The organism is Moraxella lacunata, from assembly GCF_002027545.1.
GTDB classification, from domain to species: domain Bacteria; phylum Pseudomonadota; class Gammaproteobacteria; order Pseudomonadales; family Moraxellaceae; genus Moraxella; species Moraxella lacunata.
Genome location: NZ_MXAN01000030.1, coordinates 1 through 17,553, shown reverse-complemented (window position 1 = coordinate 17,553; position 17,553 = coordinate 1). Strand labels below are relative to the sequence as shown.

Below are 17,553 nucleotides of genomic sequence, written 5' to 3'. Positions count from 1 at the left end.
GATTTGGGGGTCGGTTCACTTCTTCCTGTTTTTTTTATTTTTGACAGTGGCTTAAAGTTTAAACTCATGCACACTATCTACAAACACCTTAGCGTGTTCGGGTTTGACCCATTGGGTAATGCCATGCCCAAAGTTTGCCACATAGCCTGTTTTGTCATTCACATAAGCATCTGATAGCATATCATGTACCGCCTTTTTAATATCAGCAGGCGAGCCGTATAGCGTGGCAGGGTCAAGGTTGCCTTGAATGGCTTTTTGGCGTTGTAGCTTTTTATGCTTGACAGTCAAAGCTCTTTGAGCATCATTAAGCTCACGTCTTGCCTTATCTAGGGGCATTGTCCAGTCTAGCCCCAAACAGTCGGCTTGGCTGTCCGCTTGCACATCAAGCCACAAGCCACCACCTTTGGTAAACATGACCACAGGCACATCGGGGTGCTTGGCTTTGAGCTTAGCGATGATTTCACGGTTGTAGTTGTGGCTAAATTCCACAAATTGACGATGACCCAACGCCCCGCCCCAACTGTCAAAAATCTGCACAATCTGAGCCCCTGCATTTATCTGAGCGTCCAGATAATCCACGACAGCGTCTGAGATTTTGGCAAGCAGAGCGTGCAAAAACTGTGGTCGGGCATACATCATCTCTTTGGTATGGCGAAACTCACGGCTAGAACCACCCTCCACCATATAAGTTGCCAAAGTCCAAGGACTGCCACTAAATCCAAACAGGGGTACTTGTCCGTTTAGCTCCTTGCGGATACTGGTTATCGCCTTCATGACATAGTCAAGCTGACTATTAACATCAATTTTTGGCAAGCGTTCAAGGTCGGTCGGGGTGCGGACGGTGTATTTAAACTTAGGGCCTTCGCCTTCTTCAAAATACAACCCAAGCCCAAACGCATCGGGAATTGTCAAAATATCACTAAACAAAATCGCCCCGTCCAGCTCAAAACGGCGTAACGGTTGCAGAGTAACTTCGGTCGCCATGTCGGTGTCTTTGCACAGACTCAAAAAATCGCCCGCTTTGGCACGCACTTCTTTATACTCTGGCAAATAACGCCCTGCTTGTCGCATCATCCACACAGGCGTGGTATCCACAGGCTCAAAACGCAAGGCACGCAGTAGGCGGTCATTTTTTAGGGGGGCAAATTGCTGGGTCATGGTCATTCCACTGGTTAAGTTAATTTTTAGTTAAGTTAATTTTTAAAATTTCAAATATCTATCACAAAACCGCCATGTCATCACGGTGTACCATAATGGCTTTGTCGTTGTCGCTTAGGCTTAGGATTTGTAGGACTTCATCGGTGTGTTTTTGGGTGATTTGTTTGGCTTGACTGCTGTCAAAACCAACTTGACCCACCGCCAACCGCACTTTTTGGGTGTTGACAATCTCCACCACATCACCTGCATCAAAATCTCCTTGTACGTCTAGCACACCCACAGGCAGTAGGGATTTGTGTTGTTCGGTGATTGCCTTGACCGCCCCGTCATCGATGATGAGCGTGCCTGACATACGCAGGTGCGTGGCAAGCCATTGCTTTTTGGCGATAAGGCGGTCGGCATGGTCGGTCGTGAGCCGTGTGCCGATAGACTCGCCGTCTGCCAGTCGCACGATGACATTTTCCACCTTGCCATTGGCGATAATGGTTGGGCAGTTTGCCATGGCGGTCAATCGCCCTGCACGGATTTTGGTCAGCATACCGCCCGACCCCCATTTACCGCCGTCCCCTGCCACATCAAACAGATAGTCCGCCATGGCTCGCTCGCTTGTGATGAGCTTAGCGTTGGGGTTGGTGCGTGGGTTGTCGGTAAATACGCCGTCTTGGTCGGTTAGGATAATGTACAAATCCGCCCCTATCATGGTCGCACTCATCGCCCCAAGCGTATCATTATCGCCAAATTTTATCTCGCCATAGCTGACGGTATCATTTTCGTTAATGACAGGCACGACACGCCACGCCAACAGTTGGCTCATGGTCTGGCTGATGTTGAGATAACGGGAGCGATGAGCTAGGTCGTCATGGGTCAAGAGAATTTGTGATGACTGCACGCCTTTTTGGATTAACGCTTGCCACCATGTCTCAATCAAGCCCATTTGCCCAATGGACGCACAGGCTTGCAAGGCAGGCAATTTTTTGGGGCGTTCGGGCAGATTCATGCGAACCACCCCTTCGGCAACCGCCCCACTAGACACTAGCACCACTTCAATCCCACGAGCGTGCAACGTGGCGATTTGTCTTGCCCATTCATAAATGGCGGTACGGTCAAGCCCCCGACCGTTATTGGTCAAAAGCGATGAGCCGATTTTTACCACGATACGCTTTGGTGAATTATCCATGCTATTTCCTTATATTAGCTCATCATCAGTACGGAGCGTATTCCACCGCCACATCATAGTCGTCATCATTCCAATCATCATCGTCATCGTCCGATAAGCCTTCACGCTCGGCTTTACGGCGGACTCGGTAGGCTTCTTTTTGGATTTCGGTGTTGTGGCGAACCTCTTCTTCTAAACGGGCAAACCGCTCCGCTTGGGCTTTGGCAAATTCTTCATCGTCCGCTTCACGCTCTTGCTCTTCTTCAATTTCGTTCATGAGATGATATTTAATCTTGTCCACACCTTGCCCGCTAATGGTAGACGTGCGAAACACTTCGCCCCGCCAGTCTAGCTCTTTGACGATATTGTTACAAACTTCATCAATCTCATCATCTTCTAATTGGTCAATTTTGTTTAATACCAAAATTTGGGGCAATTTGGACAATTCGGCAGAGAATTTTTCAAGCTCATTTAGGATAATCCGTGCATTCTCCGCAGGATTTGATTCGTCAATGGGTTTTACGTCCACGATGTGAAGTAGCCTGCGAGTACGAGCAACGTGCTTTAAAAAGCGAATACCAAGCCCTGCTCCGTCTGACGCCCCTTCAATTAAGCCCGGAATGTCCGCCATGACAAAGGACTGATGCGTCCCCACGTCCACCACGCCTAAGTTTGGTACAAGCGTGGTAAAAGGGTAATCCGCCACTTTTGGGCGAGCGGACGACACTTGACGGATAAAGGTAGATTTACCTGCGTTCGGCAAGCCAATCAAGCCCACGTCCGCCACAACTTTTAGCTCCAACTTCAAATTTTTGGCTTCGCCAGCAAAACCGGGGATAGCCTTACGGGGAGCTTGGTTGGTAGAAGTTTTAAAGCGGGTATTACCAAACCCACCGTCTCCACCTTTGGCAACCAGCACCACTTGTCCCACTTCGGTCAAATCGCCAATCACCACATCAAGGTCAGTATCAATAATGGTCGTCCCCACAGGCACTTTTAGATAGACATCGTCCGCCCCTTTGCCTGAGCAGTTTTTTGAGCGACCGTTTTCGCCCCGTTTGGCTTCAAATTTACGAGTATAACGAAAATCCACAAGCGTGTTGGTATTGTCATCGGCAATCACATAGACATCACCACCCTTGCCACCGTCTCCGCCATCGGGCCCGCCTTTTGGGACGAATTTTTCACGGCGAAAGCTCACGACACCATTACCGCCATCGCCCGCTTTTACACTGATTACAGCTTCATCAATAAAACGCATAATTTCTCAAAATATTTTTAAATTAACTGGTTATTGTAGCATATTTTTGCTATAAAAACACGGATTTATCAAACGCCCAAATACAGATTGAAAAACCAAAATCAATCGCTTACAATAACCCACGCTCTTTTGGCACACGCTTATGAATCTTGATAATATCGGCTTAGTTTTTCTTGGTATCATTTACCTTGCCATGATTGTGGGTGCAGGACTGCATTTTTCGCCTGTATTTTCTAATTACGATTTACATCGCAGTGCCTTTTTTAAAAAAATGACTACCACATTGATTGACCCCACCATTGACATATCAAATCACAAACGATTTCATCAAACTCACGCCTGCCTTTCCCAAATTCATTTTTATGATAAAGATAGACCTTATCAAATCCATTTAACCGACATACCCAACACCGTTACCAAAGAGCGAAAAGGATATTTTGTCGGATACCTTAAAACCATTAAAGAAGACAAAACCATTGCACTAGACAATCAACACAACATCATCACGCCCATTTTTATTGATGAATTGGTCAAATTACACGCCAAACATTCATCATATGATGACCCGTATGACTTTTATACCACGGCTTGTACGCCCGTTCGTTATTTGCGTTATCATGATCATTTTTATGTTTATCCCATTAACATAAACAATCCAAAAAATCACATCAAGGAACATAAAAATGACCCACAATAATAACGCCCAAAATGATGATATTTATTATGATGACGATGAAGAGCCGTTGTTTTCTAAATTTTCGGTCATATTTTTTTCTTTGATAATATTGATTGATGGCATTTTTTCTTTGGTTATTTTTGAATTTGTCAATGAAAAAATCATTAAAGTGGTTTACCCTTATGAATATAATGAAGCACTGCTTTTATTATTTACATTTAAAGGAGCGATTTGTTTAACCACGCTTTTTATTATTGGTTTGGTTTATTATCGGCTATATCAGTATTCTTACGAAAGTTTGTGGTCTTATTTGGGGTTTCACAAACCAAATTGGAAGTTTTTGGGGTTGTGGATACTGCTTTTGATGGCATTGCACAGCTTTGCATGGGCAGGTAATATTCATCAGAGCCACATTCGGTTAAGCGAAAACGTTGTAACCTACGGCATTTGGGTAACACTCATCAGTACGGTCATCATCGCCCCTGTGTGCGAATAGATTATTTTTCGTGGGTTTTTGTGGCGGGCAACCTTGGACGCTTTTCAAAGTGAACGCATGGCACTGGTGGTTAGTAGCGGACTGTTTGCCCTAGCCCATTATCAACTTGATATGAGTGCGTTGGTGTTTTATTTTATCAGTGGTTGGATTTTGTTGTCCGCCCGATTGACAGGCGGTACGCTTGCTTTTTCTATTTTCTTACATTTTTTACATAATTTTGCTTTGACCTTAGAAACCTTTGTCATGATGACACAATAAATTTTCCAAGCAAAACAAAAAACCCCACAAGCTTTCACTTATGGGATTTTCATGGGATTTTGGACTGTTTTAACAAAAATTATTTTGCAACAACAGACACATAACGGCGGTTAAATTGACCTTTGGTCTCAAATTTTACCACGCCTTCGGTTAGGGCAAATAGGGTGTGATCACGACCCATACCTACGCCTTCACCTGCGTGAAACTCAGTGCCACGCTGACGAACGATGATATTACCTGCGATAACGTCTTGACCGCCAAAGATTTTTACGCCAAGCATTTTTGGGTTAGAATCGCGACCGTTTTTGGTGGAACCACCAACTTTTTTAGTTGCCATGAGAATATCTCCTGTGAATACTTTTTATAAAGTATATAAATTAACCATTGATTGCGTTGATTTTAAGCTCGGTGTACCATTGACGATGACCTTGCTCTTTGTGGTAGTGCTTACGGCGACGGTGCTTAACGATACGCACTTTTTTGCCACGACCATGACTTACCACTTCTGCAACTACGCTGGCACCAGCAACCACAGGCTGACCGATTTTTACATCAGAGCCATTCACAACCATTAGCACATCTTCGATGTTTAGGGTTGCACCCACTTCTGCTTTTAGAAGCTCAACTCTCAAAGTCTCGCCAACGCTAACACGGTGCTGTTTGCCACCGCTTTTGATAACTGCGTACATCGCATTCTCCAATAAACCTGTGTGCCGTGGCTACCCCTTGATAGCACTTACTAACGAACACGACTAGGACAAAAATAAGGCGGTATTTTACCTTATATCAGCCCACTTTGCAAGAGTTATTTTAGTATTTGCCACATCTTTATCGCCTGTGCCATGTGAGCGACATCATGCACTCTGACAATGCTCGCCCCCTTTTGAATGGCAAGCAGGTGAGCAACCGTGCCTATCACATCTCTGTCGGTTGGGGCGTGGTCTTGGGCGGGGACAAATGTACTTAAAATCTCGCCTAAAAAGCGTTTGCGAGACACGCCAAAGAGCATAGGCAAACCAAAATGAGCGATGATAGTGTCCAAATGTTGCATAAGAGCGATATGATGAGCGTGGTTTTTGGCAAAGCCCATGCCGACATCTATCACGATGTTTTCACGTCTGACCCCTGCATTTAGGGCGTTTTGAATATCTCTATCAAGCTCGCCAATCACTTCACGCACCACATCATCATAATTGGCAAGGCTGTTCATCGTCTGGGTCATCGTATCAGGCTCGCCCCGTGAGTGCATGATAACCACAGGGCAATCAAGGCGAGCGACCACATCGCACGCCCCGTCTCGGCGAAGTCCACGCACGTCATTGACCATGTCCGCCCCTGCACGAACGCCCTGCTCCATGACGGCAGGATTGCTCGTGTCAAGTGATAGCCACACATCTTTGCCAAACTCCGCTCGCAACGCCTCTACCACAGGGACAACCCTATCAAGCTCGGTGTCGGTTGCCACGCTTGGAGCGTTGGGGCGGGTGGACTCTCCGCCAATGTCAATGATATCCACGCCCCAGCGTATCATCTCATCGGCATGGCGTAAGGCAGTGTCTATGCTATTAAAACGTCCGCCGTCTGAAAATGAATCAGGCGTTACATTTAGCACGCCCATGATTTTTGGGGTGGATAGGGATAGGGTTTTGTTGTTAAAAAATAGGGTGTTCATGTTTAAATTAAGATTACAAACTTTGGGTATTTAAAATAAAGGATTTGTCATATTGCAAAATGGCGTTATCTGCCGTTAAAAGTTTTAAATTTTCAAGTTTGGCTTGGACAATCAGCAAACGGTCAAAAGGGTCTTTGTGGATTTTGGGTAAATTACCAATTTCAAATAAATGTGAAAATTCAATTTCCAAACAATCAAATCCCAATCTTAATAACTCTTGGGTAATTTGCTTGGGATTATAATCAAAATCAGGCTTACCCAAACTGTATTTAATGCTAATTTCCCAAATGCTTGCTTTACTAAAACATAGGTGGTTATTTTCATCAAGCAAAATCCTTTGGCAATTATCCGACATTTTTTCACAATTTGCAGTCAAAAACCACAACAAAACGTGTGTATCTAATAAATAACTCATCATTCACCTGCAAACATATCCGCAATTTCATCAGCAAAAGCGTTATCAAAATTATCAGGAATGCTAATTTTGCCTTTTAATGTTCCCATTTGACGTTTGGCTTTTGTGTGTGTAATTGGCACAATCATCACTTTTGGCGTGCCTGCTTTGGCAATGGTAATCGGCTTGCCTGTATTTGCCACTTCATCAATGAGACGTGATAAATGAGTTTTTGCATAATGAATATTAAAATGCTCGGCGGTGGTTTGCATGATTTTCCCCAAATAAAAAGCCAAACTTAGTTTATAAGTTTAGCTAATTTTATAAAACTTGTCAAAATAAAACAACACGCCACGTCCAACCCTTGAAATTCAAAACAAATACCGCTACTATAATGGCATTTATCCCATTTTAAGGACTTTTCTTGCAACATTTTGACCGAGCAGACGGCACAGAAAACGCCATTTTGGTACACCTTGACATTCGTGAGATGATTGACCCTGATGATTTAGAAGAGTTTCGCCTGCTGGTGCATTCGGCAGGGGCAAACGAGCTTGACATCATCACAGGCACACGGAGTAAACCGCACGCCAAATACTTTGTCGGCACAGGCAAAGCCGAAGAAATCGCCCAAAAAGTTACTGAGACTAATGCCGATATTGTGCTTTTTAATCATAAACTTACGCCCAGCCAAGAACGCAATTTAGAAAAAATCTTGCAATGCAGGGTCGTTGATCGCATGGGGCTGATTTTGGATATTTTTGCCAAGCGAGCAAGGACTTATGAAGGAAAATTGCAGGTAGAATTGGCACAGCTCACCCATTTGTCATCAAGGCTTGTGCGTGGCTATGCTCATCTTGGTCAGCAAAAAGGCGGTATCGGACTACGGGGGCCGGGCGAAACCCAGCTTGAAACCGACAGACGATTGCTTCAACTTCGTGTCAATCAACTAAAAGCCAAACTTGCCAAAGTCAAACAAACCCGCTTACAAGGACGTGCCAAACGACAAAAATCGGACACGCCTACCATTTCGCTTGTCGGCTACACCAACGCTGGAAAATCCACGCTCTTTAACCGCCTTGCCGATGACAACGTCTACGCCGCCAACCAACTGTTCGCCACGCTAGACCCCACACTTCGCCGTGTCAAATGGGCGGGCGTGGGCAATATCGTGCTTGCCGATACGGTGGGCTTTGTGCGTCATCTGCCCCATGAGCTTGTCGAGAGCTTTCACGCCACGCTAGAAGAGACCCTAGAAGCCGACCTGCTTTTGCACGTCATTGACAGCAGTAGCCCCGACATGCATGAGCAGATTGATGCGGTAAATCGTGTGCTTGATGAGATTGGGGCGACTGCTCCTGTGCTGTTGGTGTATAATAAGATTGACCGTACCAATGAGATACCGACCATTCACTACAAAGAGCTAGGCGTGCCACACCGTGTCTATGTGTCCGCTCGTGAAAACTTAGGTATGGGCAAACTCGCCCAAGCCGTGCAAGAGCTACTGGTGGGCGGACTGTCCAACTTTACGCTTACTCTGCCCCACACCGCAGGGCAATTTAAAAATACCTTGCATGAGCTTGGGGTCATCACCCATAGCGAATTTGACGATACAGGGCATGAAATGCTGACCGTTCGCCTTGCCAAAGCCAAATTAAAAGAATTGCTTGGCAGGTATCATCTGAATGCCTTTGATGTATTACCGCCACACGAGGCAAGCCAATTTTTGCCAGAATTGGAAGAGTTTGAAAAGGTGGAAGTTAGGGCGAATGATGATAAAGACAAAGATGATGATTTAGACCCGTTTTGTTTGTAGGGTGGGGTTGGTAGATAAAAATGAAAAATATGTCTCCTGCAAGCTTATTTATTTTGGTCATTTTTGTACTGACTTTTCCTATTTTTATATGTCATCAAATTGACTATCACTTTCTAAATCCTGTCAATCAAGATAAAATGCCTGAAAATTTTTCAGAACTTAGAAACGAAATTCAAGAAAATATAAATAATTTAACCCAAGGATTGCCTAAGCCTGTTTATGAATGGTCTTATTACAAGCCCACGGTTCATCTTATTTCAGAATTTAGAGAATTTCCTTATAATGATGAGTATTTATCTATTATTCTAGACAATATACCTAAAGACAAAAATTTACAAAGATTACAAAATGAAGATGATGGTACGATAGTATCTTATTGTGATTACAACATACATACTAGAATTAGGAAAAAATATATCGATGAGAAAGAATTTATTGATATATATGTGAAATTTGAAGATAGAGGTGTTTGTATGCAATGATGTTCGTCTGTAAGATGCATGCCACCCACCGCCTGATGCATGGACATATTACTACAAGCAGAAAAAAGGCGATGTTTCCTTTGAGAATGTTAAGAACGATATGATAGTGTGCGGTTTTGAGAGTCCTTATACCAGTTACATATCCAATGATAAGCAAGGCACGCAATATGTAAATGCGACACTTTGTATGGAAAGCAAAGGATACCGCAATAGCTCCCTACCAAAAGGCGTATGCCATAGATACCCCGACAGTTCACCATGCCAAGCCCGACAGAACAAAAATCAGAGATAAATATTAGCCCATAGGTTGGGTAAAGCAAGAGCGATACCCAGCTTTTAACTTTCAACCCCTTTTTTACCTAGTCATCACACTCGCCCACACCTTATCCAGTCGTTTTGCCGAGACAGGCACTGCCGTTTTCATGGGTTGGGCGAACAGTTGTATGCGATATTCTTCCACCAGCCAGCGATATTCGGCAATCTTGGGGTCATGCACACGGTTTGCCAGTCGCTCCATATGTTCATCAAGCAGATACACCGCATCGGTGTCACCGTCTAGGTTGTTGGGCAGTCTGTCAAGGCGGATTTTTAGGGCATTAAGATAGCGTGGATAGGCTTGCCACACCGCAAAATCGGTGCGATAAATAAAGTCATTCAGCGACAAATCATCAAGCTGGTCTTCAATGTCGTCAATACTCTCGCCAAAAATCTCACGGTCAAGCATGAGCAGTTGCCCACGCACACCCTGCCATGTGGTATAAATCTCTTTTAGCACCTTTAACATCTCTTGCCCCACCGTCAAAAATTGTCCGCTTATCACGTCCTTGACCGCCCCAAACTCGCCTGCATTTAGGGGCAATTTGTCAAGCAAATCCCCCATACGCTCATCACGCACAAACCCTGCCACCTTTTCACGCACATGGCTATCAAAGGGTTTGGCGTATTTGTCAAAAGTCGCTTGTAATGTCGCATCCACCAGCACGCTTTTTAATTTTTCCAAATCGCCAAGCGGAGCAAACGCCATTTTAAAGGCTTTATCAATTTGGGACGTGAGCTGTTTTTGTTTTGCCCCAAGCGTCATCTTGACCAGCGACAGCACGCCTTTTTTGTGCATGGCTAACGCCCCTGCCAAGTCGCCAAACTCCACCACCGCCACCTTGCCCGTCTCATCAGGGCTTAGGGCAAAAAAGGCTTGCGTTACCATGCCCTTATGATGACGGGTTTTGATAAATTCAAAATGCTCGGGGAACGTATCATGAATGCCTTCGGACACGGTTTGTACTTGGGCGTGTGTGCGGTACTTGGCTTGCAATTTTTCCAAATCTCGCCCTTTTTCAATCACTCGCCCCTTGTCATCAAGCACGCAAATCAAGGGCTGTAAATATTTATCAATCTCATGAATCTTAAAATCGTCCGCCTCAACTTTTACGCCCATTCTAAGCAGGTTATGACAAAGCTGGTCAAGCAGTCCCACGCCATTGCCCTGCGTGAGCTTGTCCATAAGGGCGTGGGCGGTGTCAGGAATGGGGACGATTTTTCGGCGAATGTCTTTTGGCAAGGTTTTTAATAGCCCTGCGACAAGCTCAAATCGCCACCCTGCCACGCCCCACAATAAATCCACGCTGTCAAGCTGAGACAACGCCCCTGCCCCCACTTTTACGCTCACGCCGTCATCGTCCGAACTTGGGTCAAAGACATAGGACAAGGGGAATTTGACCGCCCCCACTTGCCAAAATTTGGGAAATTCTTGTCCGACATTGACGACATCGTTCACGACATCTTCATCTTTGAATTTTAAAAAGTCATCATCGCCCATTTTGCCAAGCCAATCTTCAAACGCCTTAGCGGACGCAATGTGGGGCGGAATTTTGTCATCATAAAACTCATACAGTCGCTCTTCGTCCACGAGTAAATCTCGCCGTCTTAGCTTGTCTTCGGTGTCGCCCACGTCTTTGATTTTTTGGCGATTGTGAGTCAAAAACGGCAAGGCTTTGGGGTATCGCTCGTCCGCTTGATTGTCCTGCACGCCCCCCACCAGAGCATCACGGATAAATATCTCACGGCTGGCTGGCAGGTCAATGCTTTCATAATTGACCAATTGTTTGTGAACAATAATCAGCCCAAACAGGCTAATTTGAGCATAGGCTTGCACTCGCCCTGCTTTTTTTGACCAATGCGGTTCAAAATAATGGTATTTTAAGAGATTTTTGCCCGCCGACAATATCCATTCAGGTTCAATCTTGGCAAGTGTACGCATATACACTTTTGAAGTTTCCACCACTTCAAAGGCAAGCACCCAATCTGTGCCTTTTTTGTGCAAGGTACTGGCAGGGAAAATGCGTGCCTTTTGGTTTTTGGTCATCAGATACTCGCCCACCGTGTCGGTTTTGTGAGCGACAAAGGATAACAGAGCGGTCAATAACGCCCGATGAATGCTGGTATAATCTTCGCTAAATTGCGGTTTGGTTTTGCCTTGTTCTTTTAGGCTTGCCAAAATGGCACTGTTTCCCACCTTGGCTTTTTTACCGCCTTTTAAGCCAATGCGACCTTTTGGGGTGTCTTTTTTATCATCAGCTTTTTTATCATTGGCTTTATTGTCAAGATTATCATTGTTATTATCGGCAATCTGATAACCCAAATCCGCCACCATTTGGGCAAGCTGTTCATGCGTTTTTTGCCATTCTTTGATACGGGGAAAGGACAAATAATGCTTTTTGGCAAAATTCTTGCGTCCGTTGCCTGTCAGCCTATCGCCCCCGTGCATTTCATGGGTGCTAAACAGTACGTTAAACAGTTCTACATAAAACAAAAAGTCCGAATTATCACGGCGGAACAAGGCGTGCTTTTGGTCAGCTTGCGACTGCTTGTCGGCAGGTCGCTCACGCACATCTTGCACGGCAAGGGCGGAGACGATGACGAGCATTTTGTCAAGACAGGCAAATTCATGCCCTGCAATGAGCATACGGGCAAGGCGTGGGTCTATCGGCATACGAGCCATTTTTTTGCCAATGTCGGTGAGAGCGGAGTGTTTTTGTTTGCCTGTTTGTCCTTTTAGGGCTTTTTTAAAGGCGGTTTTGGTTGGCACATCGGACAACGCCCCAAGCTCGTGCAAGAGCTTGCGACCGTCATTGACAAGGCGTAAATCAGGCGGTGTGATAAAGTCAAAATCCGCCACATCGCCTAAGCCCAAATGCTCCATTTGCAAAATCACGCTTGCCAAATTGGTACGCAAAATCTCAGGCTCGGTAAAAGGCGGACGACTGTCAAAATCTTCTTTTGAGTACAAGCGTATGCACACACCGTCCCCAATCCGTCCGCACCGCCCTTGGCGTTGGTTCGCCGCCGCTTGGCTAATCGCTTCAATGGGGAGTCTTTGAATGCGTGAGCGGTAATTATAACGGCTCACCCGAGCAAAGCCCAAATCTATCACATAGCGGATATTCGGCACGGTAAGAGCGGTCTCGGCAACGTTGGTTGAGATGATGATTCTGCGACCGCCTGTGGGGTTAAAAATTCGCTGTTGTTCGGCAAAACTTTGGCGAGCAAACAGGGGCAAAATCTGGGTATGGGGCGGTGCGTGAGCGGTCAAAATCTCCTGCATCTCACGAATCTCGGCTTCGGTACTGGCAAAGATGAGAATGTCTGACTGCGTGGGGTGTCCTTTGGTGCGTGCGTCTTCAAAACACTCGGCAACGGCAGACGTTAAGGCTCGGGGCAGTTTGTCTTCCATGTCGTCAAAAGCGTCATCGTCATGGCTTTTGACAATCTCATCAATGAGCGGACGGTAGCGGGTCTCCACAGGATAGCTTCGCCCTTGTACATTGATAATCGGCACATCGCCTTTGACCGCACTCTTAAAATACTCGGCAAAGCGGGCGGTGTCTAGGGTTGCTGACGTGATGATGACCTTTAAATCAGGGCGTTTTGGCAGTAGACGTTTTAGATAGCCCAAAATAAAGTCAATATTTAGACTACGCTCGTGGGCTTCGTCAATGATAATGGTGTCATAGCGTGTCAAAAATTTATCCGAACCCAGCTCGGCAAGCAAAATACCGTCCGTCATGAGCTTGATAAGGCTATCACGACTGCCCTGCTCGGTAAATCGCACCTTAAAACTCACCGTCTGCCCCAAGCTCTCGCCAAGCTCGTCTGCAATCCGCATGGCGACACTTCTCGCCGCCAAACGGCGTGGCTGAGTGTGTCCGATTTGCCCTGTCATGCCACGCCCTGCTAACATGGCAAGTTTGGGGAGCTGAGTGGTTTTGCCTGAGCCTGTCTCGCCTGCCACGATGATGACTTGATTGTCTTGTATCGCACGGATAATCTCGTCCGCTCGGGCGGTAACGGGCAAATCGGCGTTTAGCCTATCTTTTAAATCAGACGGCACGCTGTCCATGCGAGCTTGTACCGCTTGGGTAGAACGCTCTATGATAGTATCAAGCTGGGCTTGTTTTTTGGCTTTAATGTCGGCAGGGAAATTGCCACGCAATTCACGTTCTAAGCGATGAGCGATGTGGCGGTCTTTGGCGAGAAGTTGGGGGGTGTTGGGATTTTGGGTTGTATTTGGCATGAGTTTTGGCATTGTTATGTTATCATCAATGATTCTAAAAATCAGATAAATGGGGCTTATGCAAGGATTTACAAGCCGTGCCACTGGCATTAAGGATAATTTTCATACCGTTTGTAAACTTAGGCACACTTTTTGGTGTGGTTTTTAAAAAAATCGGCTATAATAAGCCATTTTTGGCAAAATTTTATATGATGAGCGAACTTAACGTTTTAGATTTGATTTTAGAAGCCAGTTTGCTTGTGCAACTGGTCATGGGATTGCTACTGCTCCTATCATTGATTGGTTGGGGGCTGATTTTTCGCCTATCCGCCAAACTCGGCAGTGCCAAACGCTTTGATAGCGATTTTGAAGCGTGGCTATGGTCAGGCAACACCCTTGCCAAACAGTATAGCTCAGTCGCCAATGAGCCTGAACGCACCGGCTTAGAGCAGGTATTTTTTGTCGGTTATGGTGAGTTTTTAAAAGCCCAAAAATCAGGGGCGGTGCGAGCGGACACCCTAGACAGTGTTGAGCGTAAATTTAAAGTCGCCATTGGCAAACAACAAGCTGTATTAGAACAAGGCTTGGCAACCTTAGCCAGTATCGCATCAGTCTCGCCTTATATCGGACTGTTTGGCACGGTGTGGGGGATTATGACCGCTTTTATTGAGCTATCTAGTGCCGAGAGTGTGAGCCTTGCCACAGTCGCCCCCGGTATTGCCGAAGCCTTGATTGCTACCGCCATGGGGTTATTTGCCGCCATTCCTGCCAGTCTTGCCTTTAACCATTTTAGTGCCAAGGCAGGGGCGTTGTATGAGTCTCGGGCGTTGTTTTGTGAAGAGCTGACAGGGGTATTTGCTCATGAATACACCATGGCACAGCGTACTGGTCAGAGTTAGGCGACATCATGAAAAACAGCTACGCACGTGCCAAAAAGCCCCTAAACAGCGAGATGAATGTCGTCCCTTACATTGACGTCATGCTCGTGCTACTCATCATCTTTATGGTAACCGCCCCCATGCTCACCACAGGGGTAGAAGTCAATCTGCCAAGCGAGAAAACCAGTAACATCACCAAAAGTGAGCTAACCCCTGTCATCGTCTCACTCACCAAAGACGGCGAGCTGTTTGTCAGTCATGAGCGAGCCATTGACCAAGCCATTAGTGAGAGTGAGTTGTCCGCCCTGCTTGCCGACATGGCACAGGCAAACATGGGAGACAGTGGCAGTCAGCTCCAAGTACTGATTAATGCCGACAAGGACAACGCCTATGAAGCGGTCATGCACGTCATGGCACTGGTGCAAGGGACAGGTGTTACCAAAGTTGGACTATTAAGCGGTCAAAGTAGCACAAGCAAGCAATCCACCAAAAAATAAAAAAATAACAACCTATCATGAACCAGCAAACCGCACGCCTAGACTTAGACAACATCGGCACCAAAGAGCCTAATCCCCTACTCTCGCTCGTGGGTAGCGTCGTGGTGCATGGGCTGATTGTGGCAGGGGTGCTGTTTGCCTACACCCAACAAAAACCCTTACCCGAGACCATCTCCTTAGAAGCAAGTCTAGTTACAGGGGACGACCTAGCAGGGGCGGAGTATGCCATTGCCACCGCCTTTGCCGAGCATCAAGCCCAGTCCCAAGCCCAAGCTGACACCCAAAGCACCGACACCACCCAAGAGAGTAATCGCAGTGCTCAGCTAGAAGCCTATTATGATGACCTTGCCGAGCGTGAACGTGCTTACCAAGCTCAAATGGCAGAGTACGCCAAAAGCCTAGATGAAGAGATACTCTCCGAAATAGAAATGCAAAGGCAAGCTATGGAAAACGAGAGACGTGAACGTGAGCAAGCGGTGGCAGAGCTACGAGAACGGGAGCGGAGCAACGATGAGATTGCTCGTGAAAACAGTCAAGCACTCAATGAAGTGCGTGAACGCCAATTACAAGAACTATCAAAACAAAACCAAGTCACCCAAAAAAGCCTAAGCGAAGGCGAACAGCTCATCAAGGACACCCCCACCACCCCCACCGTAGGACGTGGCGGGGCAGTCAGTGGGGGCAGCAGACGAAGCAGTAACCGTAACGAAGTCATCTCTGCCTTACAAAACCATATCCGCTCGCATTGGCGAGCTACTGGTAAAAACCAAACTTTGCAAGTCAAACTCAAAGTGGATGGCAGTGGCAACGTGCTAAACGTGCAAGTCTCGGGCGGTGATGAATATTTGCGTGAACAACTCAAAGACACCATTAACCGAGCCAGCCCACTCACACCCATTGTTGGCACCAATTATCGTGACTTGAATTTTAATTTTAAAATCAATTAGAATATATATCCCAAATATCATATTTTAAACATTTTTAAGGATACCCCATGAACATCAAAACCCCCTTATCATACCTAGCCCTAGCTGTCGCCCTAGTCGTGGCAAGCCCTGCTTTTGCAGTGGGTTACGGTTCTTTGAACAGTACAAGTAGCGACAGCGAGCTTAACTTTGACATCGACGTTGATGGTGTACAAAACCCCTATCAAATCGCCTTTATTCCCTTTGCTGGCGACAGCGTGGTCAGCAACACCGTCATCAATAACCTAAGCCACACCGAACTAAAAACCACCAGCCAAAACCTACCCCAACGTGCCTACTCATCTGCCGAGATTAGCCAAAACCTATCACATTGGCAAAACACTGGCTTTAACTATGTCGTGGTCGGACACGCCCAAAGTGCCACAGGGGGCAAAATCGCCATCGTCTTTGAAGTCATCGAAGTCGCCACAGGGCGTGTCATGCAAGGCTTGCAGACCCGATACAGCGACAACAACCCCAGTGCCTTACGCCACACCGCCCATGTCGTGAGCGATAAAATTTATGAAATCATCACAGGCGAACCGGGGGACTTTACAGGGCGTATCGCCTATGTCGAAGAGACGGGCGACCCACGCAACAAAACATCCACCCTAAAAGTCATGGATGCTGACGGACAAAACGTCCGCATCCTATTTAGCACGCAGGGTTCTATTTTTAGTCCTGCTTGGTCGCCTGACGGTCAGCGTATCGCCTACTCGGTACAAAAACCCAACGGCTTGCCAGTCATTCATCTGCAAAATGCCAACAGCAGTGGTGGCGGTCAAGTCATTACACCATTTCGTGGCAACAATCTGGGAGCATCATTCTCGCCTGATGGCACGAGCATTCTTTTCTCAGGCAGTCATGAAAATAACGACCCGTCCATCTATGAGCTACACATCGCATCAGGACAACTAAAACGCCTAACCAACATGACGGGGGCGGAGAACTCACCGCAGTATACCCCTGATGGGCGTTCGTTTATCTTTACTGCCGACAACGGCTCACGCACGCCACGCCTATATCGCTACAACATGAACACAGGACAAGCATCAGCCATTGGCGGTGCAGGGGCAATCCCCCGAGTCAGTCCAGACGGCAGTAAAATCGCCTACGTCTCAGGGCGTAGCCTAGTGGTGACAGGTGTCGGCACGATTGACACGACAGGCATTGATGAGTCAGCGAGCTTCTCGCCCAATGGCAATCGTATTGTCTATTCATCCTACAAAGGCGGGCGTGGACAGATGACCATCCGCTCTTTAAAAACAGGGCAGTCTTTGAACCGACCCCCAAAT

At 46.5% G+C, this 17,553-nt stretch carries 18 protein-coding genes; 9 read left to right on the top strand and 9 right to left on the bottom strand.

Features of this window, described 5'->3' with window-relative positions; genetic code table 11:
* Positions 1-51: 51 nt before the first annotated feature.
* The 3 genes from hemE to obgE all read right to left on the bottom strand — a co-directional run bounded on the left by hemE (position 52) and on the right by obgE (position 3,575).
* On the bottom strand, positions 52-1,158 hold the full coding sequence (gene hemE, locus B5J94_RS05015) for a uroporphyrinogen decarboxylase (RefSeq protein ID WP_062499019.1): 1,107 nt from the start codon (positions 1,156-1,158) through the stop codon (positions 52-54).
* Between the two features lie 61 nt (positions 1,159-1,219).
* Entirely contained in the window at positions 1,220-2,335 is a 1,116-nt protein-coding gene (gene proB, locus B5J94_RS05010; RefSeq protein WP_062499004.1) for a glutamate 5-kinase, read from the bottom strand.
* Positions 2,336-2,360: 25 nt separating this feature from the next.
* On the bottom strand, positions 2,361-3,575 hold the full coding sequence (gene obgE / locus B5J94_RS05005; RefSeq protein ID WP_062499005.1) for a GTPase ObgE: 1,215 nt from the start codon (positions 3,573-3,575) through the stop codon (positions 2,361-2,363).
* A gap of 142 nt (positions 3,576-3,717) precedes the next feature.
* On the opposite strand from obgE, the gene B5J94_RS05000 reads away from it, so the two are divergent.
* From B5J94_RS05000 to B5J94_RS04990, 3 genes are read left to right on the top strand one after another with little or no spacing between them, the layout of a single operon-like run.
* Positions 3,718-4,272 (top strand): hypothetical protein, encoded by a 555-nt coding sequence (locus B5J94_RS05000; RefSeq protein ID WP_062499006.1) that lies wholly within the window; start codon positions 3,718-3,720, stop codon positions 4,270-4,272.
* On the top strand, positions 4,259-4,747 hold the full coding sequence (locus B5J94_RS04995; RefSeq protein WP_062499007.1) for a hypothetical protein: 489 nt from the start codon (positions 4,259-4,261) through the stop codon (positions 4,745-4,747). Before B5J94_RS05000 ends, B5J94_RS04995 begins: the two co-directional genes overlap by 14 nt.
* Positions 4,748-5,005 (top strand): CPBP family intramembrane glutamic endopeptidase, encoded by a 258-nt coding sequence (locus B5J94_RS04990; protein WP_079363973.1) that lies wholly within the window; start codon positions 4,748-4,750, stop codon positions 5,003-5,005.
* Between the two features lie 79 nt (positions 5,006-5,084).
* Here B5J94_RS04990 and rpmA read toward each other — a convergent pair whose 3' ends face one another.
* From rpmA to B5J94_RS04965, 5 genes are all read right to left on the bottom strand, one after another.
* Positions 5,085-5,342 (bottom strand): 50S ribosomal protein L27, encoded by a 258-nt coding sequence (gene rpmA, locus B5J94_RS04985; RefSeq protein ID WP_062499009.1) that lies wholly within the window; start codon positions 5,340-5,342, stop codon positions 5,085-5,087.
* Positions 5,343-5,382: 40 nt separating this feature from the next.
* Complete coding sequence (gene rplU / locus B5J94_RS04980; protein WP_062499010.1) at positions 5,383-5,694, bottom strand: 50S ribosomal protein L21; 312 nt, start codon at positions 5,692-5,694, stop codon at positions 5,383-5,385.
* Positions 5,695-5,810: 116 nt separating this feature from the next.
* The gene (folP, locus tag B5J94_RS04975; protein ID WP_062499011.1) at positions 5,811-6,677 is read right to left on the bottom strand and encodes a dihydropteroate synthase; all 867 of its coding nucleotides are present in this window, start codon (positions 6,675-6,677) and stop codon (positions 5,811-5,813) included.
* 13 nt (positions 6,678-6,690) lie between these two features.
* Entirely contained in the window at positions 6,691-7,092 is a 402-nt protein-coding gene (locus B5J94_RS04970; protein WP_062499012.1) for a type II toxin-antitoxin system VapC family toxin, read from the bottom strand.
* Positions 7,092-7,343: a type II toxin-antitoxin system Phd/YefM family antitoxin gene (locus B5J94_RS04965; protein WP_062499013.1), complete on the bottom strand. Its 252-nt coding sequence runs from the start codon at positions 7,341-7,343 to the stop codon at positions 7,092-7,094. The genes B5J94_RS04970 and B5J94_RS04965 overlap by 1 nt, the downstream gene beginning before the upstream one ends.
* Positions 7,344-7,495: 152 nt before the next feature.
* Between B5J94_RS04965 and hflX the strand changes: the two genes are divergently transcribed.
* Both hflX and B5J94_RS04955 read left to right on the top strand, forming a co-directional pair.
* Positions 7,496-8,887: a ribosome rescue GTPase HflX gene (hflX, locus tag B5J94_RS04960; protein WP_062499014.1), complete on the top strand. Its 1,392-nt coding sequence runs from the start codon at positions 7,496-7,498 to the stop codon at positions 8,885-8,887.
* A 20-nt stretch (positions 8,888-8,907) separates the two neighbouring features.
* Positions 8,908-9,369, top strand: a complete 462-nt coding sequence (locus B5J94_RS04955) for a hypothetical protein (protein WP_062499015.1) — start codon at positions 8,908-8,910, stop codon at positions 9,367-9,369.
* Positions 9,370-9,724: 355 nt separating this feature from the next.
* On the opposite strand, the gene hrpA is transcribed toward B5J94_RS04955, so the two are convergent.
* Positions 9,725-13,939 carry an ATP-dependent RNA helicase HrpA gene (hrpA, locus tag B5J94_RS04950; protein WP_062499016.1) on the bottom strand — a complete coding sequence of 1,405 codons (4,215 nt, stop codon included), beginning with the start codon at positions 13,937-13,939 and terminating at the stop codon, positions 9,725-9,727.
* A 188-nt stretch (positions 13,940-14,127) separates the two neighbouring features.
* Here hrpA and tolQ point away from each other — a divergent pair, with 188 nt between their 5' ends.
* The 4 genes from tolQ to B5J94_RS04930 all read left to right on the top strand — a co-directional run.
* Positions 14,128-14,817 carry a protein TolQ gene (gene tolQ / locus B5J94_RS04945; protein ID WP_062499021.1) on the top strand — a complete coding sequence of 230 codons (690 nt, stop codon included), beginning with the start codon at positions 14,128-14,130 and terminating at the stop codon, positions 14,815-14,817.
* 8 nt (positions 14,818-14,825) lie between these two features.
* Positions 14,826-15,293 (top strand): protein TolR, encoded by a 468-nt coding sequence (tolR, locus tag B5J94_RS04940; protein WP_079363971.1) that lies wholly within the window; start codon positions 14,826-14,828, stop codon positions 15,291-15,293.
* Positions 15,294-15,310: 17 nt separating this feature from the next.
* The gene (locus tag B5J94_RS04935; RefSeq protein WP_062499017.1) at positions 15,311-16,240 is read left to right on the top strand and encodes a hypothetical protein; all 930 of its coding nucleotides are present in this window, start codon (positions 15,311-15,313) and stop codon (positions 16,238-16,240) included.
* A gap of 47 nt (positions 16,241-16,287) precedes the next feature.
* Positions 16,288-17,553, top strand: a 1,266-nt coding sequence (locus B5J94_RS04930; RefSeq protein ID WP_079363974.1) for a PD40 domain-containing protein, incomplete at its 3' end; no start/stop codon positions are given.